Genomic DNA, 23,771 nt, shown 5'->3' on the forward strand with positions numbered 1-23,771 from the left:
TCATCGAGTGATCGAAGCGCGCCGGCCTGGCCGGCGCGTTTTTTGTTGGGTGACCGCTTCCGAGAATGTGCTGATTTTACACAGAAGCGCGGGTCATCCCGGCCGGAGCGAAGCGCAGAGCCGGGATCCATGCCTGAACCATGATCGGAAGCGCTCTGGCATGGATCCCGGGTCAAGCCCGGGATGACCCGCGTTTACGTGAAATGCCCTCCGTGCCGTCTATGGCGAGGTCGCTTACTTGCCGTCGCGCGCCTTCACGGCCTGATCGGGGAAGTCCGAAAACAGGCCGTCGAGTCCGATCGCGAAGAACGCCTTGTATTCGGCGCTCGCCTCGCCCTTGAAGTCGGAAGCCAGCCGCTTCGGCTCGCTGCGGAAGGTCCAGCTATGGACCAGCAGGCCCGCCGCATGGGCGTCCTTCACGACATTGGTCGGGGCGATCAGCGTGCGGTCGCGCTCGTCGATCGCGCCGTCACCGTTGAGGTCCTGCGGTTTGCCGTCGGCACCGATCGTCTGCTTGGCGCCGATCAGATAGGGCTTCCACGGGCCCACGCCATCGGCATAGGTCGCGATCTCCTTGAGGCCCTCAGTCGAGAGCATGTCCTGGAAGGTGCGCTTGTCGCCGAGCACGGCGAAGTCGTAGGGCCGGTCGAAGGGAGCGGCGAGCGTAACCTTGCCGTCCTTGTCGACGCCGTCGCCATCGACGAGCTGGACGAGGCGCAACTGCGTCTTCGGGCGCAGGTATTTCAGGTTCGCCGTTTCGAAGCTCTGGATGAAGACCGGCGCGGTCTTGTCGGTCCAGCCGGCGGCCTTGAGCATGTCCAAAAGCTTGTCCTCGAAGGCGAGGCCGAGCGCGGCGTGATAGGTCGGGTGCTTGGTCTCGGGATAGATGCCGATGGTGCGGCCGGTGCGGGCGCTCTCCGCCTTGGCGAGGTCGATCACCTCCTGGAAAGTCGGGATCTGGTACTTGCCGTTATGCGATTGGTCGCGATCGGCGAAGGCCTGCTTGGCCTTCAGCGTCTTGATCTCGGCCACGGTGAAATCGTTGGCGAACCAGTCGGTGGTGTCGACGCCATCGACCTTGCGGGTGGTCTTGCGATTGGCGAATTCCGGGCGCTCGGCGACATCGGTCGTGCCTGATAGCATCGGCTCGTGGCGCACGATCAGCACGCCGTCCTTGGTCGAGACGAGGTCGGGCTCGATGAAATCGGCACCCTGCTGGATCGCGAGCTTGTAGCCCTCGATCGTATGCTCCGGCAGGTAGCCGCTGGCGCCGCGATGGGCGACGACGATCGGCTTCTGGCCGGAGAGCGTCGGAGCGGCCTGTGCAAAGGCGCTCGGAGCCTGGAAGGCCAGGGCGGCGAGGAGCGATGTCGAGAGAAGGAAATGCTTTGTCATGGTCTGGCTCAGCCTCGCGAAAATGCGTGGGACCTTAAGGCGGCGGATATGACACGGCCATGAAGGCGAGCGCTTGGATTTGAGCGGAGTGTAGCGGCTTTCACCTGACTTGGGAGTGGTCGGGAATCGGATAGTGTGCGAGCCGCGTTTCGGACGAGCACAGGTATCATGGCTGAACGACGATACGGCGAACCCGTGCCCAAGACGATCGAAACGATTGCCGGCGCGGATTGGTATGGCGACGAACTCAACCGGCAGCGCTACCAGAGCACGCTGTTCGCCGATCTCGATCTGAGCGAGGCACAGAACACCGGCTGCGTCTTCACCGAATGCACCTTTCGCCGGGCGCGCTTCAACGGCTCCACGCATCACAGCGCGGCTTTCGTGAACTGCACCTTCGCGGGGTGCAATTTCTTCGATACGACCTTCACCGAATGCAAGTTCGTGGGCAGCATATTCGATGGCTGCCAGTTCGACAGCATGCAGGTCGTCGCCGGCGACTGGTCCTTCGTCGGGCTTCCCGGAACGGACCTGCGCAAAGCGAGCTTCCGGGGCACCCGATTGCGCGAAGCGGACCTCACAGGCGCGCGCTGTCAGGATGGCTCGATCCGGGACGTCGATCTGTCGGGCGCCTGGCTGCACAGCGCCGATTTCTCGAATTGTGACCTGAGAGGCAGCGATCTCAGTGCGCTGGAGCCTGCGAACACGCAGATCAAAGGCGCGATCATCACGATCGATCAGACGATCATCGTCGCAAAGGCGCTGGGGCTGGACGTCCGCCGAAAGTGACCTCGCGCGGATGACCACAGCAGCCCTGCCTGGAAACGGGTCTCGGTTGCCAGCCCATGAAAAAACCCGCTCCGGCAAGCCGGGGCGGGTTTCGTTCGAGCGCTGATGCGAGCGGGAGGTCGCTTGGCGTAAGCCAGCCGCTCCCGCCAAATCTCAGCGGCGGTTCTCGAGGGTGGTCTTGGCGTCGAGGCGCTTGGAGGCCGGCGGGGTGTAGTCCGGCTGCTGGGTGGCGCAGGCGGCGAGGCCGAGCGCGACGAGGCTCAGGATGACGATGCGGCTGGCGCTTTTCATGTGTGGAGATCCCGTTGGCCGCGACATGCGGTTGCATCGTCTTTCCGCTTGTGGAACGACCGCGTCAAGAGTGTGACGATGGGGGCTTTATGCCCCTACGTCATGCTTGAATCGGTCGAAACTTGTTCGGCCTCGTCTTTGCGGCGTTTCGGAACCCGTCCGACGCCAGGATTGAAGCGTCATGACCCCAGCCGCCCGGATCAGCGCCGCCATCGAGGTGCTCCAGGATATCGTCGAGCGCCGCCGGCCGGCCGCCGATTCGCTCAAGGACTGGGGCCTGTCGCGCCGCTTCGCCGGCTCGAAGGACCGGGCGGCCGTCGCCTCGCTGGTCTATGATGCGCTCCGCCGCAAGGCTTCCTCTGGTTATGCGATGGCCGCCGAGACCCCGCGTGCGCTCGTCCTCGGCATGCTCGCGGGACTGCGTGGCCTCGGCGTTGCCGAGATCGCACAGCTCTGTTCCGGCGAGAATCACGCCCCGCAGCCCCTGAGCGATGACGAGACCGCGTTGCTCACCGCTTTCTCGGTCGAGGGCGCGCCCGACTGGGTTCAAGCCGATGTGCCGGAATGGCTCTGGCCGTCTTTCCAGGCGGGTTTGGGCGAGGCTGCCATCGCGGAGGGCGAGGCGCTGGCCGCCCGCGCGCCGATCGACCTGCGCGTCAACCGCCTCAAGGCAAGCCGTGATGCCGTTCTGAAGGACCTCGCCCATCTCCAGCCGGAGCAGGGCCCCTGGTCGCCCGACGCCTTGCGCTTCCAGCCGGGCCATGACGGCCGCGGCCCCTCGTTGCAGACCGAGCCCGGATTCTTCGCCGGCGCCTTCGAAATCCAGGACGAAGGCTCGCAACTGGTGGCGCTGCTCGCCGGCGCGAAGCCCGGCCAGACCGTGATCGATCTCTGCGCCGGAGCAGGGGGCAAGACGCTGGCGCTCGCTGCGCTGATGGCCAATCGCGGCAGCCTTTACGCCACCGATCTCGACAGCCGCCGGCTTGCGCCGTTGCACGACCGGCTGGCGCGCTCGGGTGCCGGCATCGTCGAGGTCCGCATTCCGCGTTCGCGCGGCCATGAGCCCTTCGCCGATATCGCCGGCCAGGTCGATCTCGTGCTGGTCGATGCGCCCTGCACCGGTTCCGGCACCTGGCGACGCAACCCCGATGCGAAATGGCGCGTGCGTCCCGGCGCGCTGGCCGAGCGCATCAAGGACCAGGCCGAGGTGCTGGCGCGCGCGGCGAGGCTTGTGAAGCCGGGCGGCCGTATCGCCTATATCACCTGCTCCGTGCTGCCGGAGGAGAACGACGAGGCGATCCGCGCCTTCCTCGGCAAGCATGCCGGCTTCTCGGCCGTCGCGCCGATCGACGTGCTCAAGGGCGCCGAAAGCGATTTCTCCCTGCTTGCTCGCTTTGGTACAGCTTACGGCCTGCAGCTCTCGCCGCGGCGCACCGGCACAGACGGGTTCTATCTGGCCTGTCTGACACGCGACGCCTGAGTGTGCGCGGGAGCGGCTCGGCTCCCGTATCGACACCCCGCTGAAACTCTGCGAGGTTTCCATCCGGCGACGTGTTCGGCCGGACTCAGCGCCCGGTTGCGAAGGGAGATTCTGACATGCCCGACAAGCCCGCGATCGTTCTGGTTCATGGTTTCTGGGGCGGTGCGGCCCATTGGTCGAAGGTCATCCTCGAGCTGTCCCGGCGCGGCCACACCGACCTTCATGCCGTCGAGAACCCGTTGACCTCGCTGGCGGACGACGCCGAGCGCACCCGCAAGATGGTGCGGCAGATCGCCGGCCCCGTCGTACTCGTCGGCCATTCCTATGGCGGCAAGGTCATCACCGAGATGGGCGACCTGCCGAACGTCAAGGCGCTGGTCTTCATCGCCGCCTTCGCGCCCGATGCCGGCGAAAGCGCCGGTGGCATCAGCCAGGCCAAACCTCCGCAAGCCTTTCCGAACATCGCGCCGGACAGCGACGGCTATCTCTGGATCAAGCCGGACAAGTTCCGCGAGAGTTTCTGCCAGGACCTTGGTGCTGACGAGGCCATGGTCATGGCGGTCACGCAGAAGGCTCCCCTTGGTTCGACCTTCGGCGATGCCGTTACGGCTCCAGCTTGGAAGAAGAAGCCGAACTGGTACCAGATATCGACGGCGGACCGGATGATCGCGCCCGAAAACCAGAAGATGATGGCGGAGCGGATGCGCCCGCAGAGGACCTTGAGGCTCGATGCCAGCCACGCTTCGCTCGCCTCGCTCCCGGCCGAGGTTTCGACGCTGATCGAGGAGGCCGCCAAGGCCTAGCGGCAGGGGCGCCATGCGTTCGGGCGCGGCCCCGTTGCGCGCGCCCGCGCGATCCATTAACGGAACGCGATGACGAGCGCTCAGCCCCATCACGACTCCATCCTCATCATCGATTTCGGCTCGCAGGTGACGCAGCTCATCGCGCGGCGCATCCGCGAGATCGGCGTCTATTGCGAGATCGCCCCGTTCCAGTCCGCTTCCGAGGCCTTCGCCCGGATGAAGCCGAAGGGCGTGATCTTCTCCGGCGGCCCGGCTTCGGTGCCGGACGAGGGCAGCCCGCGTGCTCCCGAGGCGGTGTTCTCGGCCAATATCCCGCTGATGGGCATCTGCTACGGCCAGCAGACCATGGCGCATCAGCTCGGCGGCAGGGTCGAGGGCGGGCATGCCGCTGAATTCGGCCGCGCCGATGTCGAGATCGTCACCCCCTCGGCGCTGTTCGAGGGGGTCTGGGAAGAGGGCGGTCGCTATCCCGTCTGGATGAGCCATGGCGATCGGGTCACGCAGCTCCCGGCCGGTTTCACCGTCAAGGCGACCTCCGAGAACGCCCCCTATGCCGTCGCGAGCGACGAGGAACGGCGCTTCTACACCACGATGTTCCATCCCGAGGTGGTCCACACCCCGGATGGCGGCAAGCTGCTGCGCAATTTCGTCGTCGAGATCTGCGGCTGCAAGCCGGACTGGAGCATGTCGGCCTACCGTTCCGAGATGCAGAAGAAGATCCGCGAGCAGGTCGGCACCGGCCGCGTCATCTGCGGTCTCTCCGGCGGCGTCGACTCGGCGGTGGCGGCGGTGCTGATCCACGAGGCGATCGGCGACCAGCTCACCTGCGTCTTCGTCGATCACGGCCTGATGCGGATGAATGAGGCCGAGGAGGTCGTCCGCCTGTTCCGGGATCACTACAACATCCCGCTCGTCCATGTTGAGGCCGAAGAGCTTTTCCTCTCGGAGCTTGCCAAGTGCGGCGCCGATCCGGAGGCCAAGCGCAAGACCATCGGCCGGCTCTTCATCGACGTCTTCGATGCCGAGGCCGCCAGGCTCGGCGGCGCCGATTTCCTGGCGCAGGGCACGCTCTACCCAGACGTGATCGAGAGTGTCTCCTTCTCCGGCGGCCCCTCGGTCACCATCAAGAGCCACCACAATGTCGGCGGCCTGCCCGAGCGCATGAAGATGAAGCTCGTCGAGCCGTTGCGAGAGCTCTTCAAGGACGAGGTCCGCGTGCTCGGCCGCGAACTCGGCCTGCCCGAGGCTTTCGTCGGACGTCATCCCTTCCCGGGGCCGGGTCTCGCCATTCGCTGCCCCGGCGAGATCACCAAGGAGAAGCTCGACATCCTGCGCAAGGCGGATGCGATCTATCTCGACGAGATCCGCAAGGCCGGTCTCTACGACGTGATCTGGCAGGCTTTCGCCGTACTGCTGCCGGTGCGTACCGTCGGCGTGATGGGCGACTACCGCACCTACGACCATGTCTGCGCGCTGCGCGCCGTGACCTCGGTCGATGGCATGACGGCGGATTTCTACCCCTTCGACATGAATTTCCTCGGCCGCGCCGCGACCCGCATCATCAACGAGGTCAAGGGCATCAACCGCGTCGTCTACGACGTGACGAGCAAGCCGCCCGGAACGATCGAGTGGGAATGATCGGAGATAGCGCGATCCGCTCGGATTGCGCTCGGGACTGATCATGGATCGTTGAGATTGAATCCACCCGCCATGGGCCGACCATCTCGGCCCATGGCGGGTGGATTTTTCGTTTGAGCCCTCAGACGCCTGCCGGCGTTTGCCTCTCCGAAACGACTGCCGGTCAGTATGGCTATCTGCTCTCCGGAGGTGGATGTGGAAACGTCGCTCTATCTGCCCGTCAAGCGCTTCCTCGAAGGGCTGGGCTATACCGTGAAGGGCGAAATCGGGCCCTGCGATCTCGTCGGGCTTCGCGACGGCGACCCCTCCGTCGTCGTGATCGGAGAGCTGAAGCTGAGTTTCAATCTCGAACTCATCCTGCAGGGCGTGGACCGACTGAGCCTCGGCGACGAGATCTGGTTGGCGGCCCAGCTCTCCGCGAGAGGCAAGGGGCGCGAGAGCGATCCGCGCTATCGCAACCTCTGCCGCCGCCTCGGCTTCGGCTTGCTCGGCGTCTCGAAGGCCGGCCATGTCGATATCCTCGTGTCTCCGGCGGCGCCGACGCCGCGCAAGGACCCGCGCCGACGCTCGCGGCTGGTGGACGAGCACAAGCGTCGCCGGGGCGACCCGGCCATGGGCGGCGGCACGCGCAAGCCGATCATGACGGCCTATCGCCAGCAGGCTCTGGCCTGCGCGGCGGCCATGGCGGCGGAGCCGATGCGCCCGCGCGACCTCAAGCCGTCCTGCCCGGATGCGCAGAAGATCCTGCATCGCAATGTCTATGGCTGGTTCGAGCGTTCCGGGCGCGGCGTCTATGCGCTGACCGAGACCGGTCGCAGCGCGCTGGCGACATGGCAGGCTGAGCTTCCGGTGAGTCCGGAGGCGGCGGGGATCGCGGCCTGAGCGCAGCCATTCCCTTGCCATGGCTGTGTCTCATCGCGATCGTAGAGCCACCGGCGATCGTTCGGATGGCCTGAAAGGGGTTGTGACGATGACGCAGAGATGTCTGGTGGCCGGAGCCCTGTCGCTCGTCGCATTGACGCTGGCAGCCTGCCAGAGCGATGCGCAGCAGGCTCCGATGGGAACCGCGCCAGGCTTGGCCAGCGCGTGCATCGAGGATGAGGCCGAGGCGCTGGCGGGCAAGGCTCGTATTGGTGACGCTGAAGCCCAGCAAGCCACCGGCGCGACCATCGTGCGGCAGATTCGCCCGGGGCAGGGCGTGACGATGGATTACCGCCCGGAGCGGGTGACCATCGAGACCAATTCGAAGACCGGCAGGATCATCCGCGCCTATTGCGGGTAGCCGTGCAGCGAAGGCGTCTCTGGGCCTTCTGAAGCTGCCGAGACGGTCGTCGCGACGCTAAACCTTCAAACGAAAAAACCGCCCGAAAGGGCGGTTTTTAAAGCGAAATCAGATCGGGAGGCCAGGCCTCACTTGATCTTGGTTTCCTTGAACTCGACGTGCTTGCGCGCGACCGGGTCATACTTCTTCTTCGACATCTTCTCGGTCATCGTGCGCGAGTTCTTCTTCGTCACGTAGAAAAAGCCGGTGTCGGCGGTCGAAAGCAGTTTGATCTTGATCGTCACGGCCTTGGCCATGGGTCTATCCTCGAGCCATGCGGGCCAAAGGCCCTCGGAAAAGAAAATGGCCGGGCGAACCCGGCAAACCGTCAGCGCGGGGAATGCCGCAAAGGGCCGGCGAAGTCAAGGAAGAATAGCTTCCCGGACCGTGCAGCCGTCTCAGAGCTCCTCGCGCACGAAGCTGCCGCGCTTCTCCCAGTAGAACGGGACGGGCAGATAGGGCGCGAAACCGCCCTCGATGCGGGCCTCGACCTCCTGGATGATCACCTTGGTGATCGTCGGCAGGTCGAGCTCCTTGGCTTCGTCGAAATCGACCCAGACCAGGTCGACCAGTTCCGAATCGGGGCCGATGATCCCGTCGACCCGCTTGGCGACGGCGGAAGCGTCGATCGTGAAGAAACGGGTGTCGAATCGCTTCGGCCGGCGTGGCGGCGTGATCGCGCGGGCGACGAAGGTCACCGCCGAGAGATCGGGATAGATCCCCTGCGCGGCGAAGTCGGTCCAGCTTCCGGGGGGCGGGGCATCCGGTGCACCGAACTCGTCGGAGCCGAAGAGCAGGCCGGTTTCCTCGAAGGTCTCGCGGATGGCGGCCATCGCCAGCGCGCGCGCCTTGCCGGCGCTGGGGCGCAGGCAGCGCTTGCCGAGCCGGTCCTCGCAGATCTGCGGCACCGCGCCGGTCGCGACCATGCGGCGGTCGCCATCATCGACCCGCCCGCCGGGGAAGACGTACTTGCCCGGCATGAATTTGTGGCTCGCATGGCGCTTGCCCATCAGCACCTTGGGCCGTGCGCCGCTGCGATCCAGGATCATCATGGTCGCGGCGTCCTTGGGACGCTGGTTGGCGGTCGTGCGCGCCCGCTCGGCCTGGGTGAGGGTGACGGTGTGGTCGGTCATGGGCGTGAATCCGAAGGGGGCAGGGGCTGGCGCTCGGGGCGTTCGGGCTCGCCGCCGAAGCCATGCATGCGCACGGCCCATTGCAGGCCGACGACGCCGCCCTTCACGGGCTGCATCAGCGCGATGGAGAGGATCAGAGTCAGTGCCGGCCAGACGACCATGTGCAGCCACATCGGCCAGTCGCCGAGTTTCTCCGCCAGGAGCAGGCCGCCGACGATGATATGGCCGACGATGGTGATGACGATATAGGGCGGCAGGTCGTCGGCGCGCTGGTGATGCAGATCCTCGCCGCAGGCCTCGCATCGATCGACGGGCTTCAGGAAGGCACGGAACAGCCGGCCTTTCCCGCAATGCGGGCAGCGGCCTCTCAAACCCCGCGCGACCGCCTGGCGCCAGTCGCGCGCATCGAGATGCGTCTCCGCGCTGTGGATCTGGACAGCCATCACCGCCTCTTGCCGGTCTTGCTCTTGCCCGGCTTGCTTTTGCCGAAGCCGCCCCCGCCTGGCTTGCCCTTCTTGCCGAAGCTTGCCGCCGGCCGGCTCGTCCCGAAGGGCACGGCCCCGCCGCGTCGCTTGCCGGCGCGTCCCGTCGCCACGATACGCCCCTCCGAGAGCAATTCGAAGCGCAGCGCGCCCGCGACCGGCGCGGCCTCGACCAGCTTGACATGGACCCGGTCGCCGAGCCGCCAGCTCTCGCCGGTTCGCTCGCCGATCAGCGCATGCGCGGCCTCGTCGTAGCGATAATAGTCACCGCCGAGCGTGGAGGCCGGAATGAACCCGTCCGCGCCGGTCCCGTCGAGCTTCACGAACAGCCCGGCCTTGTGCACGCCGCCGATGCGCCCGTCGAAGCTCGCGCCGATCTGGCCGGCAAGGAAATGCGCGATCAGGCGGTCGGTGGTCTCGCGCTCGGCCGCCATGGCGCGCCGCTCGGCCGCCGAAATGCGGGTCGCGACCTCGCGCAGCTCCGCCAGCGTGGTGCTCTTCGGCAGCCCATCGTCGCCGAGCTTCAGTGCGGTGATCAGCGCGCGATGCACGATCAGGTCGGCATAGCGCCGGATCGGTGAGGTGAAATGGGCGTAGCGGCGCAGGTTGAGGCCGAAATGCCCGTAATTCTCGGCGACATACTCGGCCTGCGCCTGCGTGCGCAGCACGACCTCGTTGATCAGCGTCTCATTCTCAGAGCCCTTGATCATGGCGAGGATGCGGTTGAACAGCACGGGCCTCAACGCCCCGTCCTGCGGCAGCTTGATGCCGATCGAGGCCAGCACTTCGCCGAGCGCCCGCATCTTCTCCAGCGAGGGCTCGTCATGGCAGCGATAGATCAACTGGCTGCCGGCCTTCTCCAGCGTCTCGGCCGCCGCGACATTGGCGAGGATCATGAATTCCTCGATCAGCCGGTGCGCCGCCAGCCGGTCCGGCACGATGACGCGGTCGACCGAGCCGTCGGCTTTCAGGATCAGCTTGCGCTCGGGCAGGTCGAGCTCGAGCGGCTGGCGCTGGTCGCGGGCACGGGCCGCGATGCCGTACGCCGCCCAAAGCGGCATCAGCACGCTCTCGCGGATCGCTGCGGTCTTCTCGTCGGTTTGCCCGTCGATGGCGGCTTGCGCCTGCTGGTAGGAGAGCTTCGCCGCCGAGCGCATCAGCACGCGGTGGAAAGAGTGGCTCTTCTTCGAGCCGTCGGCCTTGAGCACGAGCCTGACGGCGAGCGCCGGCCGGTCCTCATGCTCGCGCAGCGAACAGAGATCGTTCGAGATCCGCTCCGGCAGCATCGGCACGACGCGGTCGGGGAAATAGACCGAGTTGCCGCGCTCCAGCGCCTCGCGGTCGAGTGCCGAATGCGGCGTCACATAGGCCGCGACATCGGCAATGGCGACGGTGACGACGAAGCCGCCGGGATTGTCGGGGTTCTCGTCCGGCGCCGCATGGACCGCGTCGTCATGGTCCTTGGCATCGGCCGGGTCGATGGTGACGAGCGGCAGGTCGCGCCAGTCCTCGCGCCCTTTCAGGCTGGCAAGCGGCGCGTTCGCCGCTTCTTGAAGGGCTGCCGGCGGGAATTCGTGCGGGATGCCGTGGGCGTGGATCGCGATCAGGCTGACGGCGCGCTCTGACTTGATCGACCCCAGCCGCTCGCGCACCTGCGCCTCCGGCGGGCCGAAGCGGCTCTCACGGCGCAAGGAGACCGAGACGAGGTCGCCATCCTGCGCCTCGCCGGTGCGGCCCTTCGGAATGATGGCCTCGCGCCCCTGCGCCTTCTTGTCGATCGGTACCAGCCGGCCGGAACCGTCGGGCAGGGCGCGGAAGATGCCGAGCACGGCGGCCCTGGCCTTGCCCATCACCTTGAGGACGCGGCCGGAATAGCCGAAGCCCTCGACGCCACGCAGACGCGTCAGCTTCAAAATGACCTGATCGCCGACGCCGGGCGCAGGGCCGGCCGTCTTGTCCTTGCGGCGTCCCTCGCGGGTGCGCTCGATCAGGATTTGCGGCGGGGTGCCGTTCTCCGCCTCGTCCCATTCCAGCGGCTGGGCGACGAGATCGCCCTCACGGTCGCGGCGCTTGATCTCGGAGAGCAGCACGGGCGGCAGCGCGCCGCGCGGGTGGACCGGGCGCTCCTTGCCGTCGCCGCCGATCTCGCCTTCCTCCGCCATCTCCTTGAGCAGGCGCTTCAGCCAGATCTTGCCGCCGCCATCGAGGCCGAAGGCCTTGGCGATCTCGCGCCGGCCGACCTCGCGGCCGGCGGCGCGCTCTTCTTCGATGAAGTCGAGAATGGCCTCGCGGCTCGGTTCAGGAACGGACACGGCCGGCACTCGGGGCGTTGGATCGAGAAAAGCTTGACACGCCGCCTGTCTGCCACGGCTTGCGGCCGGGCGCCAGCATTGCGGCTCCAGAAGCAAGAAGGGCAGCCCTTGCGAGCTGCCCTTCCATTGCCGAACCGCGACCCGGCGAACCGGATCTGAAGGTGCGAAAACTCACGCGGAATAGAAACCCCAGCAAGAAGAGGTCCAGGTCCGCCCGCTCTGCACCAGCGGTTGATGACAATGAGACACTGGATCACCTCCTTTCAGTTGTTACCGACAAGAAGGAGGCTAAGGCGATTCTGTGGGGTTCGTAAATGCCAAAAAATGCGCTGGACGAGTACGAGGAAAGTCACGTTCCCGCCCGTGAATGCGGGAGGTCGGTCTTGCCCTGCCTAAAGAAGGAGCAGTGAAGTCTGCGGGGAAGGCACGGGCCGCGAGGTGTTACCCGTGCAGCTTCAATCCCTTGATGATCTTGTCGATCTCCTTGCGCTCGGCATGGAGTCCGATGCCGACGAGGTCCAGCGCATCCGTTGCCACCGCAGCGACAGCGGCGCGGTTGTCCACGTCATTGCCGGTCGCGAACAGTTCTTTGGTATAGAGATGCGGCCTGACGCCGCGCTGCTGCGCCCGCTGGAGCGCGCTGGTGAGTTCCGCGGCGCTTGCCGCGAAGACCAGGACGGGCTGGCGGATCAGCGGCCCGTAGAAGCGGTCGGATGCATCCCGGTAGGCCTCGCCCGCGAGTTCCGGGGAGGTTCCGACGAGCCCGCCGGAGAGGAAGCTGGCGACATTGAGTTTTTGCCAGGTTGCGAGATCATCGCGAACCACGATGGCGATTTTGGTATCGTAACGCATGGGCTCATCGCTACCCGAGGCCGGGAAGGCCCGTCTTGAACGATCGTGCGGGCTGCAGCGGGACTGGGTTCGGCTCGGCACCGGCACTGACGGCATCGAGCGCATGGAGGCGTTCTTCCGCGGCTATGCCTATGACCCGCACCGCCACGACACCTATGCCTTCGGGTTGACGCTCTCCGGCGTGCAGTCCTTCGACTATCGCGGCGCAAGGCGTGACAGCCTCGGTGGCCATGCCATCGTCCTGCATCCCGACGAGGTCCATAACGGCCGCTCCGGCATCGAGAGCGGCTTCCGCTACCGCATGCTCTATGTCGAGCCGCGCCTGATCCGGCGGGCGATGGGCGAGGGCGGCCGCGCCTTGCCTTTCATATCCACAGCCGTTTCGCAGGAGCCGCATCTCGTCGCCGCTATCGCCCGCGCGCTGCGCGACCTCGACCAGCCGCTCGACGCGCTGGCGGCGGACGATCTGGTCGAACGGCTCGCGCAGGCCTTGCTCGCGCTCGATCCCTCAGTGGCGGGTGTTCGCTCCGCCCGGCTCGACGCTCCAGCGTTGGAGCGGGCGCGCGATTATCTCGATGCCCATGCGACGGAGACCGTCGATTCCAGCCGGCTGGAGGCTGTGACCGGGCTCGATCGCTTTGCTCTGGCGCGCCAGTTCCGTGCCGCCTTCGGCACCAGTCCCTATAACTACCTCGTGATGCGCCGCCTCGACCGCGCCCGCCGTCTGCTGGCCGAGGGGACGCCCTTGGCCGATGCGGCCTTCGCCTGCGGCTTCGCCGACCAGAGCCATCTCACCCGCCAGTTCCGCCGCGCCTATGGCGTCACACCGGGGCGTTGGCGAGCCTTGCAGCCGCAATTCCGGGCCTGAGGCCGGCGTCGAGCCCGCTTGCCCCGCCCGCCGCCTCCATGCTTGAAGCAGCGAAAGCCGGCTTTGCGGAGTATCTGACATGCAGCTTGGAGTGATCGGCCTCGGCCGTATGGGGGGCAACATCGTGCGCCGGCTGATGCGCGCCGGCCATGAATGCGTGGTCTATGACCGCGACCCGAAGCCGGGCCAGGCGCTCGCCGCCGATGGCGCGACGTTGGCCAGCGATCTCAAGGACATGGTTGCCAAGCTGAAGGCGCCGCGCGCGATCTGGGTGATGCTGCCGGCCGGCAAGATCACCGAGGCGACGCTGGCCGAACTCGCCGGTCTCGTCGCATCCGGCGATACGCTGATCGACGGTGGCAATGCCTTCTGGAAGGACGATGTCCGCCGCGGCAAGGAGCTGGGTGCGAAGGGCATCCATTACATGGATATCGGCACCTCCGGCGGCGTTCATGGGCTCGATCGCGGCTATTGCCTGATGATCGGCGGCGACAAAGCCGCCTTCGACCGGCTGGAGCCGATCTTCGCGACGCTGGCGCCCGGCAAGGGCGAGATCGAACCGACGAAGCATCGCGAGGGCCGCAACCCGACGAGCGAGCAGGGCTATCTGCATTGCGGCCCGACCGGCTCCGGTCATTTCGTCAAGATGATCCATAACGGCATCGAATACGGCATGATGCAGGCCTTCGCGGAGGGCTTCGACCTCCTGCGCAACGCCTCGGCCAAGGAAGGCCTGCCGGCCGAATACGGCTTCGATTTCGACACCGCCGAGATCGCCGAGGTCTGGCGTCGCGGCTCGGTGGTCACGTCCTGGCTGCTCGATCTCACGGCCGAGGCGCTGGCCGCCGACGAGGAGCTGTCCTCCTATACCGGCAATGTCTCGGATTCCGGCGAGGGCCGCTGGACGGTCGATGCCGCCGTGGAGACCGCGACCCCGGCCGAGGTGCTGACTTCGGCCTTGTTCGCGCGCTTCCGTTCGCGCGTCGACCACACCTTCGGCGAGAAGGTCCTCTCGGCCATGCGCGCCGGCTTCGGCGGCCATGTCGAACCCAAGAAGCAGGGCTGAGACGGTGGCAGAAGCAGCAAGCGGCGGCCGTCCGGCCGTCATCGTCGTCATGGGCGTCGCGAGCTCGGGCAAGACCTCGCTCGGCGAGCGTCTGGCGGAGCGCCTCGGTTGGCCCTTCCGCGACGCCGATTCCTTCCATCCGCCCGAGAACGTCGCCAAGATGGCCGGCGGCACGCCGCTGAACGACGACGACCGCAAGCCCTGGCTCGCGGCCATCGCCGCCTGGATCGACGATCTCCGGGCGAAGGGTGGGCACGGCATCGTCACCTGCTCGGCGCTGAAGCGCGCCTATCGGCAGGTGATTGTCGGCGACCGGCCGGATGTCGCACTGGTCTATCTCAAGGGCTCGCGCGAATTGATCGGCCGGCGCATGGCCGCCCGCCAGCACCATTTCATGCCGCCGGCTCTGCTCGATAGCCAGTTCGCCGCGCTGGAGGAGCCGGGCGACGACGAGAAGCCGCTGGTCGTCTCGGTCGAGGACAGCAAGGACGCGATCGTGCAGGACGTGGTCGAGCGGTTGGGGCTGTAGGCCTTCTTCTCACCGATCCATCCCATGCGGTCATCCCGGGCGACCGTAGGGAGACCCGGGATCCATTCCGGAACGTTTCCGGTGAAGGCTCAGGCATGGATCCCGGATCGCCGCGGCTTCGCCGCTTGTCCGGGATGACAGGGTGTTTCCACGCCTTCGCCTTCACGTCACCTCGAACCAGCTCCATAGCCCGAGATCGAAGCGCTCCAGCACAGTCGACGAGATCAGCCAGCGGCCGGGGTTGTCGGCGATGAAGGCGATGTGCAGCTTCTTGCGCTCGGGAATCTGCACGGTGTCCAGGAAATAGTTCTCCCAGCCGTCGTCGAGCGGATGCAGCAGCCGGAAGCTGTGGCCATGGACGTGGAACGGCTGGACGAAGGCGGTGCGGTTGTCGATCGCCATCACGATCGGCGTGCCGCGCTTGACGCTGAACAGCGGCTTGCCCTCGAACGAGCCGGTGCCGCCATTGACCTGCCAGGGGGTAGCGAGGTCGACGCCCGAGAAATCGAGCTTCTGATCCTCGGTCAGCCTCGCTCCGCCCTCGATCACGAGTTCGGGACGAAGCGCATCCTGCATGCGCACGCCGAGGGGCAGGGCAGGGTTGAGCTTGAGGGCCGGCGCCGCAGCCGGCGGCACCTGCGGCTGGCCTGCCGTGACGATCCTGACCAATGGCAGCCCGCCGCCGATCAGCGCGCTGATATTCACAGCGGCGCCGACCTCGATCGGCAGGTCGAGGATGACGTCGTAACGCGTGCCCGGCGCGAAGGGCAGTTGCGAACGCACCGGTTCAAAACTCTCGGTCGGCTGGCTGTCGACCGCGATCACGGTCGCCTTTCCGCCGTCGAAGCGCAAACGCATGATCCGGGCGTTGCAGGCATTCGCGAGCCTGAGGCGGATGCGCGCGCCCGGCCGGGCGGTGATCGGCAGCGGCGGCGAGCGGCCGTTGACGGTGAGCCAGCTGCCGAGGCGCCCCGCAGAGGCCGAGGCATTGCCCTGCGGCACGAAAGGCTGGATCGCCTGGTCGTCGCCGATGAGCCAGTCCGTGACGAGCACGGGCAGGTCAAGGTCGACGGGCAGTGGCTCCTTCTCCTCGACGATGACGAGCCCGCTCAGGCCGCGACCGGCAGGCTCGGACGAGCCGCCGGCCCGGAGCGGGCGATAGAGCAGGGTGCCCGAATCTTGCGGCGTGATCCGGAATTCGCCGGTTTCTCCGGGCGCGATCGGCGGGCGCGTGAAGCTGGCGGCGCCGTCGCGCTCAGCCTCGCCGCGCAGGCCGTACCAATGCAGGTCGAGCGGGGCGGTCGTCTTGTTCTCGAGCTTGAGGGCCAGGGTCTCGCCCTGCCTGATTCGCAGCGGCGGGGCGGGCGTGGCGCCGTCGAAAGCCCAGATTTCGGTCTCGACGGGCGGCGATGGGCGCAGGCGCACCTTCGTCGGCCCGGCAACGAGCGTCTGCCGCTGCGGTTCGGGGATGGGCTTGGCCGTGGGAGCTTGCGCTTGTGCGAAACCCGCCCGTGGCGCGAGCAGGCTGGTGCCGGCGAGCCCCGCCAGCCATTGGCGGCGCGTGAGCGGGGGCAGGACGGCGGCGGGCGGTTTCGTCATGCCATACCGCATAATCCGGTCGAACGGCTCTGGCGAGAGCCGGCTCCTGCCTGGCTTGCAAATGCCCGCCGGAAAGGCCGATTTGCAGAACCGTCATTTTTTTGCTGCATGGCCCGGCCGAAATGCGTATAGGCCTGCGGCTTGACGATGGCCGCGCTGCGTTTGCTCGCGCGCAGCGCTATCGGCCGGCGGGCGTGGCGGAATTGGTAGACGCACTGGTTTTAGGTACCAGCGGCGAAAGTCGTGGGGGTTCGAGTCCCTCCGCCCGCACCATCGGTCTAGTTTTTCGCGAGCGCGGCGGCGGTCGAAACCGGCGTCGCGCTTTGGACATTGAGACGTAAACGAGCTGTTGGCGGTAGAAAAATGAACGTGACCGAAACCCTGTCCCAGGGCCTCAAGCGCGAATTCCAGGTGGTGCTGAACGCCGCCGACCTGAAGACCAGGCTCGATGGCAGCCTCCAGGACCTCCAGGGCAAGGCCAAGATCAACGGCTTCCGCCCGGGCAAGGTGCCGGTCGCGCATCTGCGCCGCCTCTATGGCCGCTCGGTCATGTCCGACGTTCTGCAGAACGCCGTCAACGAGGCGAACCAGAAGATCGTCGCCGACAACAACCTGAAGCTCGCCTTCGAGCCGCAGATCCGCTTCCCCGAGAACAAGGAAGAGATCGAGGCCGCGATGGAGGCCAAGGGCGATCTCGCCTTCACCGTCGCGCTCGAGGTTCTCCCGAAGATCGAGCTCGCCGACCTCTCGGACGTCGCGCTGGTCAAGCCGGTCGCCGAGGTTCCGGACGCCGATGTCGACGCCGCGCTGCTGCGCATGGCCTCCGGCAACCGCAGCTACACCTCGAAGGGCGAGAAGGCCAAGGCCGAGAAGGGCGACCGCCTGATCATCTCCTTCGTCGGCACGCTCGACGGCGAGAAGTTCGACGGCGGCACGGGCGAGGGCATCCCGCTCGATCTCGGCGCCGGCCAGTTCATCCCGGGCTTCGAGGAGCAGCTCGAGGGCGCCAAGACCGGCGAGACCCGCACCGTCAAGGTGACCTTCCCCGAGAACTATGCGGCCGAGAACCTCGCCGGCAAGCCGGCCGAGTTCGAGGTCACCGTCACCGACGTGCAGGGCCCGGACGCCATCGAGATCAATGACGAGCTGGCCAAGGCCTTCGGCATGGAGTCGCTCGACAAGCTCAAGGAAGCCGTGAGCGAGCAGATCGGCCGTGACTTCACCGCTCAGTCGCGCCGCAAGCTCAAGAAGGGCCTGCTCGACGCGCTCGACGGCAAGTACACCTTCGAATTGCCGCCGACCCTGGTCGAGCAGGAGTTCGCCAGCGTGTGGAGCCAGGTCGAGGCCGACATGAAGCAGGCCAACAAGACCTTCGCCGACGAGGACACCACCGAGGACGCCGCCCGCGCCGACTACCGCAAGATCGCCGAGCGCCGCGTGCGCCTGGGCCTCGTGCTGGCCGAGATCGGCGAGCAGGCCAAGGTCCAGATCTCGGATGACGAGGTCACGCAGGCCCTGATCGAGCGCGCCCGTCAGTTCCCGGGCCAGGAGAAGCAGGTCTGGGACTTCTATCGCAAGAACCCGCAGGCTCTGGCTGAAATCCGCGCCCCGATCTTCGAGGAGAAGGTCGTCGACCATCTGCTCGGTCAGGTGAAGGTCGAGGACCAGACGGTTTCGCGCGAGGCGCTCTACGCCGACGACGACGCCGAGGAAGCCACCGAGGCCAAGCCGAAGAAGGCTGCCGCCAAGAAGACGAAGAAGGCCGAAGCCAAGGCCGACGACGCCTCCGCCTGAGCCTCACGGCAACCTTAACGACAGCTATCGCGCCGCCGGCCTTCGCGACCGGCGGCGCTTCCCTTTTCAGCCGCGATTGCCGTGCTTATGTGGGTGGCTTCCTAAACGCCGCCGATTCGATGTTTCGCCGGTTGCCCGGCGCCTTCACCTCAAGGACAGATCCATGCTTCGCGATCCGCTCGAGACCTACAACAATCTCGTCCCGATGGTGGTCGAGCAGTCGAGCCGCGGCGAGCGCGCCTTCGACATCTATTCGCGCCTGCTGCGCGAGCGCATCATCTTCCTGACCGGCCCGGTCGAGGATTACTCGGCGTCGCTGATCGTGGCGCAGCTCCTCTTCCTCGAGGCCGAGAACCCCAAGAAGGAGATCTCCTTCTACATCAATTCGCCGGGTGGCGTGGTGACGTCCGGTCTCTCGATCTACGACACCATGCAGCTGATCCGCTGCCCGGTGACGACGGTCTGCATCGGCCAGGCCGCCTCGATGGGCTCGCTCCTGCTGACGGCCGGCGCCAAGGACATGCGCTTCGCCCTGCCGAACGCGCGCATCATGGTTCACCAGCCCTCCGGCGGTTTCCAGGGCCAGGTCACCGACATCCTGATCCATGCCAGGGAAGTCGAGAGCCTGAAGAAGCGGCTGAACGAGATCTACGTGAAGCATACCGGACGCTCCTACGAAGACATCCACGCCGCGCTGGAGCGCGACAATTTCATGACCGCCGAGCAGGCCAAGGAGTTCGGCCTCATCGACAAGGTCATGGAGCGCCGGCCGGAGGCCGAGGCCTGATCGGGCGCTCGCGATCCTGTGGGTTGGCCCGGCTCATCCGAGCCCCCATATTGAATGAGGGACGGCCCCGTGTTTGCATGGGGTCGGGGGTGAGCGGACTGGCGCTCCATTCTGATCCGGCTTGGGCCGGCCCTGCGTATCCGAATGTACCGGAACGGGCCGTTAACCTAATCATCGTGATCTGAGCGCTTAAGTATGACGGAGAGACGACGGCTGCAGGCGCCACGGGCGATGCGGCTTCCGGCTCCCGAACTGGAGATGGACGGATGGCTAACAAGCCCGGCGGCGACTCGAAGAGCACGCTTTACTGCTCTTTCTGCGGCAAGAGCCAACATGAGGTGCGCAAGCTCATCGCGGGCCCGACCGTGTTCATCTGCGATGAATGCGTCGAGCTCTGCATGGACATCATCCGCGAGGAATCGAAATCCGCGCTGGTGAAGTCGAAGGACGGCGTGCCGACCCCGAAGGAGATCCGCAAGGTCCTCGACGACTACGTCATCGGCCAGGAGCACGCCAAGAAGGTGCTCTCCGTGGCGGTGCACAACCACTACAAGCGCCTCTCGCATGCGACGAAGCAGAACGACGTCGAGCTCGCGAAGTCGAACATCCTGCTGATCGGGCCGACCGGCTCGGGCAAGACGCTGCTCGCGCAGACGCTGGCCCGCATCCTCGACGTGCCGTTCACCATGGCCGATGCGACGACGCTGACAGAGGCCGGCTATGTCGGCGAGGACGTCGAGAACATCATCCTCAAGCTGCTGCAAGCCTCCGACTACAATGTCGAGCGGGCGCAGCGCGGCATCGTCTATATCGACGAGATCGATAAGATCAGCCGTAAGTCGGACAATCCCTCGATCACCCGCGACGTCTCCGGCGAGGGCGTCCAGCAGGCGCTGCTCAAGATCATGGAAGGCACCGTCGCCTCCGTGCCGCCGCAGGGCGGGCGCAAGCATCCGCAGCAGGAGTTCCTGCAGGTCGACACCACGAACATCCTCTTCATCTGCGGCGGCGCCTTCGCTGGTCTCGACAAGATCATTTCGAGCCGCGGCAAGGGCACCTCGATCGGCTTTGGCGCCAAGGTCGAGGCCCCCGATGATCGCCGCATCGGCCAGATCTTCCGTCAGGTCGAGCCCGAGGATCTCCTGAAGTTCGGCCTGATTCCCGAGTTCGTCGGCCGCCTGCCGGTCCTGGCGACGCTGGAGGATCTCGACGAGCCGGCGCTGAAGACCATCCTGACCGAGCCGAAGAACGCGCTGGTCAAGCAGTATCAGCGCCTGTTCGAGATGGAGGACACCCAGCTCACCTTCACCGACGAGGCCGTCAGCCTGATCGCCCGCAAGGCGATCGAGCGGAAGACCGGCGCGCGCGGCCTGCGTTCGATCATGGAAGGCATTCTGCTCGAGACCATGTACGAATTGCCCGGCCTGGAAGGCGTCGAGCAGGTCGTGATCGGCCCCGAGGCTGTCGAGAACAAGGCGCGCCCGCTCTTCATCTACGCGGAGCGCGAGGACGAGACCAAGACGGCCTCGGCCTCCTGATCTCTCCTCGATTGCGACAACAGGACGCGCGCCCCTTGGCGCGCGTTTTGCGTTTTTGGCGGCGTGGGGCTGAAGGCGGTTTCGCGCCGCGACAGTCCGATCCGAAATCGACATACGAGATGCCCCCGATCCGGCTATGAACGTCATCGCGAGCGCAGCGAAGTGATCCAGCGAACTGGGTCGAACGCTCCAGCCCAGTCCTTCCGGATTGCTTCGTCGCTCCGTTCCTCGCAATGACGGCCAGATTGCCTGAGCAAAAAGCACTGCGAATTCAAAGCTGAAGGATAGGAATTTCTCCGACCCTCCGGCCATGCAAGGCTGTAGTGCATGAACCGGATACCTCGCTTGAAAGCCGGCGAGGAAGTCTCCACTTTAGGTGCACTTGCGAGAGTCGCACGCCTGATGAGGGTGCGATGCGCGAGGGCGGAGGGGCGAATGGTCGCCTTGGCCGCACACGTCCGATCGCTCCGCCCATCTCGGGGGTCCGCCGGGCGCAACTGCAAAGGAATTGCCATGACTGGCTCGACGCCACGCGCCCCCTTCGTCCCAGGCGAGACCGGCACCTTCCCGGTTCTGCCTTTGCGCGACATCGTCGTTTTCCCCCACATGATCGTCCCGCTCTTCGTCGGCCGCGAGAAGTCCATCCGCGCGCTCGAGGAAGTGGTGAAGACGGACGGGCTCATCCTGCTGGCGACCCAGAAGAACGCCGGCGACGATGACCCGCAGCCCAACGAAATCTACGAGATCGGTACGCTCGCTCGCGTGCTGCAGCTCCTGAAGCTGCCCGACTCCACCGTGAAGGTGCTCGTCGAGGGCGTCGGCCGCGCCAAGGCCTCGTCCTATGCGGCCAGCGAATCCTTCTATGAGGCCGAGGCCACCGGCCTGGCCGAGGAAGAAGGCAAGAAGGTCGAGGTCGAGGCGCTCGCCCGCTCGGTCGTCAGCGAGTTCGAGAGCTACGTGAAGCTCAACAAGAAGATCTCCGGCGAGATCGTCGCCGCGGTCACGCAGATCGACGAGCCGACCAAGCTCGCCGATACCGTCGCTTCGCATCTGGCGGTCAAGATCGCCGATCGCCAGGGCGTGCTGGAGATCACCAACGTCGCCCACCGCCTGGAGAAGGTGCTCTCGCTGATGGAAAGCGAGATGTCCGTGCTGCAGGTCGAGAAGCGCATCCGCTCGCGCGTCAAGCGCCAGATGGAGAAGACCCAGCGCGAGTACTATCTCAACGAGCAGATGAAGGCGATCCAGAAGGAGCTGGGCGACGGCGAGGAAGGCCGTGACGAGCTGGCCGAGCTGGAAGAGCGCATCGCCCAGACCAAGCTGACCAAGGAAGCCCGCGACAAGGCGACGGCGGAGCTGAAGAAGCTGCGCCAGATGTCGCCGATGTCCGCGGAAGCGACCGTGGTGCGCAACTATCTCGACTGGATGCTCGGCATCCCCTGGAACAAGCGCTCGAAGATCAAGAAGGATCTGAACGCCGCCCAGCTGGTGCTCGACGACGATCATTTCGGCCTCGACAAGGTCAAGGACCGCATCGTCGAATATCTCGCCGTGCAGCAGCGCGCCAACAAGCTCGCCGGTCCGATCCTGTGCCTCGTCGGCCCTCCGGGCGTCGGCAAGACCTCGCTCGGCAAGTCGATCGCCAAGGCGACCGGCCGTGAGTTCGTGCGCATGTCGCTCGGCGGCGTGCGTGACGAGGCCGAGATCCGCGGTCATCGCCGCACCTATATCGGCTCGATGCCCGGCAAGATCATCCAGTCGATGAAGAAGGCCAAGACCTCGAACCCGCTCATCCTGCTCGACGAGATCGACAAGATGGGTCAGGACTTCCGTGGCGATCCCTCGGCGGCCCTGCTGGAGGTGCTCGATCCCGAGCAGAACTCGACCTTCAACGACCATTACCTCGAGGTCGATTACGACCTGTCGAACGTGATGTTCGTGACCACGGCGAACACGCTGAACATTCCGCCGGCCCTTCTGGACCGCATGGAGGTGATCCGCATTGCCGGCTACACCGAGGAAGAGAAGACTGAGATCGCGCGCAAGCACCTGATCGCGAATGCGATCAAGAAGCACGGGCTCGACGGCAAGGAGTGGTCGATCACCGACGGCGCCCTGCAGACCCTGGTGCGGCGTTACACCCGCGAGGCCGGTGTCCGTAACCTCGAGCGCGAGATCTCCAACACGGTCCGCAAGGGCGTGAAGGACATCGTGCTCGGCAAGAAGGCCAAGGTGGTCGTCGATGAGCCGCTGCTGGAAGAGTATCTCGGCCCGCCGCGCTATCGCTACGGCATGGCGGAGACGGAGAACCAGGTCGGTGTCGTCACCGGTCTGGCCTGGACCGAGGTCGGCGGCGAATTGCTGACGATCGAGGGCGTCATGATGCCCGGCAAGGGCCGCATGACCGTCACCGGCAACCTGCGCGACGTGATGAAGGAATCGATCTCGGCGGCGGCATCCTATGTCCGCTCGCGGGCCGTCGATTTCGGCATCGAGCCGCCGCTCTTCGACCGGCGTGACATTCACGTCCACCTTCCCGAAGGGGCGACGCCGAAGGACGGCCCGTCTGCCGGTATCGCGATGGCGACCACCATCGTCTCGATCCTGACCGGCATCCCGACCAACCGCGACGTCGCCATGACCGGCGAGGTCACGCTGCGGGGCAGGGTGCTGCCGATCGGCGGTCTGAAGGAGAAGCTCCTGGCGGCGCTCCGTGGCGGCATCAAGAAGGTGCTGATCCCCGAGGAGAATGCCAAGGACCTGATCGACCTTCCCAAGTCGGTGAAGGACGGCATGGAGATCATCCCGGTTGCGCGCATGGAGCAGGTGCTCCAGCACGCGCTGACCCGCCAGCCGGTTCCGATCGTCTGGGAGGAGGATCTCAAGGCCCCGCTGCCCAAGGGCACGGACGACGACGCAGCGGGCGTTGTCGCCCACTGACCTCCGGTCTTGAAAGAACGAGCCGCCGGCGCACAAGCGCCGGCGGTTTTCGTTTGGGCGCAGCGCTGGTCATTGTCGGCGGACCTGACCATGGCCATCGGACCTGATCGACCTTCCCAAGTCGGTGAAGGACGGCATGGAGATCATCCCGGTT

General features: G+C 66.1%; 21 protein-coding genes and 1 tRNA gene. 14 read left to right on the plus strand and 8 right to left on the minus strand.

Features of this window, described 5'->3' with window-relative positions; translation table 11 throughout:
- Positions 1-234: 234 nt before the first annotated feature.
- Positions 235-1,395 carry a glycerophosphodiester phosphodiesterase gene (locus ACODTJ_RS22750; protein WP_454657307.1) on the minus strand — a complete coding sequence of 387 codons (1,161 nt, stop codon included), beginning with the start codon at positions 1,393-1,395 and terminating at the stop codon, positions 235-237.
- Positions 1,396-1,563: 168 nt separating this feature from the next.
- Between ACODTJ_RS22750 and ACODTJ_RS22755 the strand changes: the two genes are divergently transcribed.
- A complete protein-coding gene (locus tag ACODTJ_RS22755; protein ID WP_454657306.1) occupies positions 1,564-2,184 on the plus strand; it encodes a pentapeptide repeat-containing protein in 621 nt (206 codons plus the stop codon).
- A gap of 153 nt (positions 2,185-2,337) precedes the next feature.
- Here ACODTJ_RS22755 and ACODTJ_RS22760 read toward each other — a convergent pair whose 3' ends face one another.
- On the minus strand, positions 2,338-2,475 hold the full coding sequence (locus ACODTJ_RS22760) for a lipoprotein (protein ID WP_170843263.1): 138 nt from the start codon (positions 2,473-2,475) through the stop codon (positions 2,338-2,340).
- 181 nt (positions 2,476-2,656) lie between these two features.
- On the opposite strand from ACODTJ_RS22760, the gene ACODTJ_RS22765 reads away from it, so the two are divergent.
- The 5 genes from ACODTJ_RS22765 (at position 2,657) to ACODTJ_RS22785 (ending at position 7,678) form a co-directional block, all read left to right on the plus strand.
- Complete coding sequence (locus ACODTJ_RS22765) at positions 2,657-3,955, plus strand: RsmB/NOP family class I SAM-dependent RNA methyltransferase (RefSeq protein WP_454657305.1); 1,299 nt, start codon at positions 2,657-2,659, stop codon at positions 3,953-3,955.
- 116 nt (positions 3,956-4,071) lie between these two features.
- Positions 4,072-4,758 (plus strand): alpha/beta hydrolase, encoded by a 687-nt coding sequence (locus tag ACODTJ_RS22770; protein WP_454657304.1) that lies wholly within the window; start codon positions 4,072-4,074, stop codon positions 4,756-4,758.
- Positions 4,759-4,827: 69 nt separating this feature from the next.
- On the plus strand, positions 4,828-6,396 hold the full coding sequence (gene guaA / locus ACODTJ_RS22775; RefSeq protein ID WP_454657303.1) for a glutamine-hydrolyzing GMP synthase: 1,569 nt from the start codon (positions 4,828-4,830) through the stop codon (positions 6,394-6,396).
- Between the two features lie 195 nt (positions 6,397-6,591).
- Positions 6,592-7,278 carry a DUF2161 domain-containing phosphodiesterase gene (locus tag ACODTJ_RS22780; RefSeq protein WP_454657301.1) on the plus strand — a complete coding sequence of 229 codons (687 nt, stop codon included), beginning with the start codon at positions 6,592-6,594 and terminating at the stop codon, positions 7,276-7,278.
- A gap of 106 nt (positions 7,279-7,384) precedes the next feature.
- Positions 7,385-7,678, plus strand: coding sequence for an I78 family peptidase inhibitor (locus tag ACODTJ_RS22785; RefSeq protein ID WP_454657300.1), 294 nt, complete (start codon positions 7,385-7,387; stop codon positions 7,676-7,678).
- A gap of 128 nt (positions 7,679-7,806) precedes the next feature.
- On the opposite strand, the gene rpmG is transcribed toward ACODTJ_RS22785, so the two are convergent.
- The 5 genes from rpmG to ACODTJ_RS22810 all read right to left on the minus strand — a co-directional run bounded on the left by rpmG (position 7,807) and on the right by ACODTJ_RS22810 (position 12,496).
- Positions 7,807-7,974 carry a 50S ribosomal protein L33 gene (rpmG, locus tag ACODTJ_RS22790; protein ID WP_038367996.1) on the minus strand — a complete coding sequence of 56 codons (168 nt, stop codon included), beginning with the start codon at positions 7,972-7,974 and terminating at the stop codon, positions 7,807-7,809.
- A gap of 141 nt (positions 7,975-8,115) precedes the next feature.
- Positions 8,116-8,850, minus strand: coding sequence for an NUDIX hydrolase (locus ACODTJ_RS22795; RefSeq protein WP_454657299.1), 735 nt, complete (start codon positions 8,848-8,850; stop codon positions 8,116-8,118).
- The gene (locus ACODTJ_RS22800) at positions 8,847-9,293 is read right to left on the minus strand and encodes a DUF983 domain-containing protein (protein WP_454657298.1); all 447 of its coding nucleotides are present in this window, start codon (positions 9,291-9,293) and stop codon (positions 8,847-8,849) included. The genes ACODTJ_RS22795 and ACODTJ_RS22800 overlap by 4 nt, the downstream gene beginning before the upstream one ends.
- Entirely contained in the window at positions 9,293-11,644 is a 2,352-nt protein-coding gene (gene rnr, locus ACODTJ_RS22805) for a ribonuclease R (RefSeq protein ID WP_454657297.1), read from the minus strand. The genes ACODTJ_RS22800 and rnr overlap by 1 nt, the downstream gene beginning before the upstream one ends.
- Before the next feature lie 441 nt (positions 11,645-12,085).
- Positions 12,086-12,496 (minus strand): DUF2000 family protein, encoded by a 411-nt coding sequence (locus ACODTJ_RS22810; RefSeq protein WP_454659005.1) that lies wholly within the window; start codon positions 12,494-12,496, stop codon positions 12,086-12,088.
- Here ACODTJ_RS22810 and ACODTJ_RS22815 point away from each other — a divergent pair.
- The 3 genes from ACODTJ_RS22815 (at position 12,495) to ACODTJ_RS22825 (ending at position 14,959) form a co-directional block, all read left to right on the plus strand.
- A complete protein-coding gene (locus ACODTJ_RS22815; protein WP_488850139.1) occupies positions 12,495-13,364 on the plus strand; it encodes an AraC family transcriptional regulator in 870 nt (289 codons plus the stop codon). The genes ACODTJ_RS22810 and ACODTJ_RS22815 overlap by 2 nt on opposite strands.
- A gap of 79 nt (positions 13,365-13,443) precedes the next feature.
- Positions 13,444-14,430: a phosphogluconate dehydrogenase (NAD(+)-dependent, decarboxylating) gene (gene gnd / locus ACODTJ_RS22820; protein WP_454657295.1), complete on the plus strand. Its 987-nt coding sequence runs from the start codon at positions 13,444-13,446 to the stop codon at positions 14,428-14,430.
- Between the two features lie 4 nt (positions 14,431-14,434).
- Positions 14,435-14,959: a gluconokinase gene (locus tag ACODTJ_RS22825; RefSeq protein ID WP_454657294.1), complete on the plus strand. Its 525-nt coding sequence runs from the start codon at positions 14,435-14,437 to the stop codon at positions 14,957-14,959.
- Positions 14,960-15,121: 162 nt separating this feature from the next.
- Here the strand turns inward: ACODTJ_RS22825 and ACODTJ_RS22830 are convergent, their stop codons facing one another.
- Positions 15,122-16,558 carry a multicopper oxidase family protein gene (locus ACODTJ_RS22830; protein WP_454657293.1) on the minus strand — a complete coding sequence of 479 codons (1,437 nt, stop codon included), beginning with the start codon at positions 16,556-16,558 and terminating at the stop codon, positions 15,122-15,124.
- Between the two features lie 188 nt (positions 16,559-16,746).
- Between ACODTJ_RS22830 and ACODTJ_RS22835 the strand changes: the two genes are divergently transcribed.
- The 5 genes from ACODTJ_RS22835 to lon all read left to right on the plus strand — a co-directional run bounded on the left by ACODTJ_RS22835 (position 16,747) and on the right by lon (position 23,617).
- Positions 16,747-16,831: transfer RNA gene (locus tag ACODTJ_RS22835), tRNA-Leu, on the plus strand.
- A gap of 90 nt (positions 16,832-16,921) precedes the next feature.
- Positions 16,922-18,352, plus strand: a complete 1,431-nt coding sequence (gene tig, locus ACODTJ_RS22840) for a trigger factor (protein WP_454657292.1) — start codon at positions 16,922-16,924, stop codon at positions 18,350-18,352.
- Between the two features lie 163 nt (positions 18,353-18,515).
- A complete protein-coding gene (locus tag ACODTJ_RS22845; protein WP_454657291.1) occupies positions 18,516-19,139 on the plus strand; it encodes an ATP-dependent Clp protease proteolytic subunit in 624 nt (207 codons plus the stop codon).
- Positions 19,140-19,405: 266 nt separating this feature from the next.
- Positions 19,406-20,677, plus strand: coding sequence for an ATP-dependent Clp protease ATP-binding subunit ClpX (gene clpX / locus ACODTJ_RS22850; protein WP_199092832.1), 1,272 nt, complete (start codon positions 19,406-19,408; stop codon positions 20,675-20,677).
- Between the two features lie 513 nt (positions 20,678-21,190).
- Positions 21,191-23,617: an endopeptidase La gene (gene lon, locus ACODTJ_RS22855; RefSeq protein ID WP_454657290.1), complete on the plus strand. Its 2,427-nt coding sequence runs from the start codon at positions 21,191-21,193 to the stop codon at positions 23,615-23,617.
- The last annotated feature ends 154 nt before the right edge of the window (positions 23,618-23,771 follow it).

The sequence above is a fragment of the Allobosea sp. FG18 genome (genome assembly GCF_057809495.1).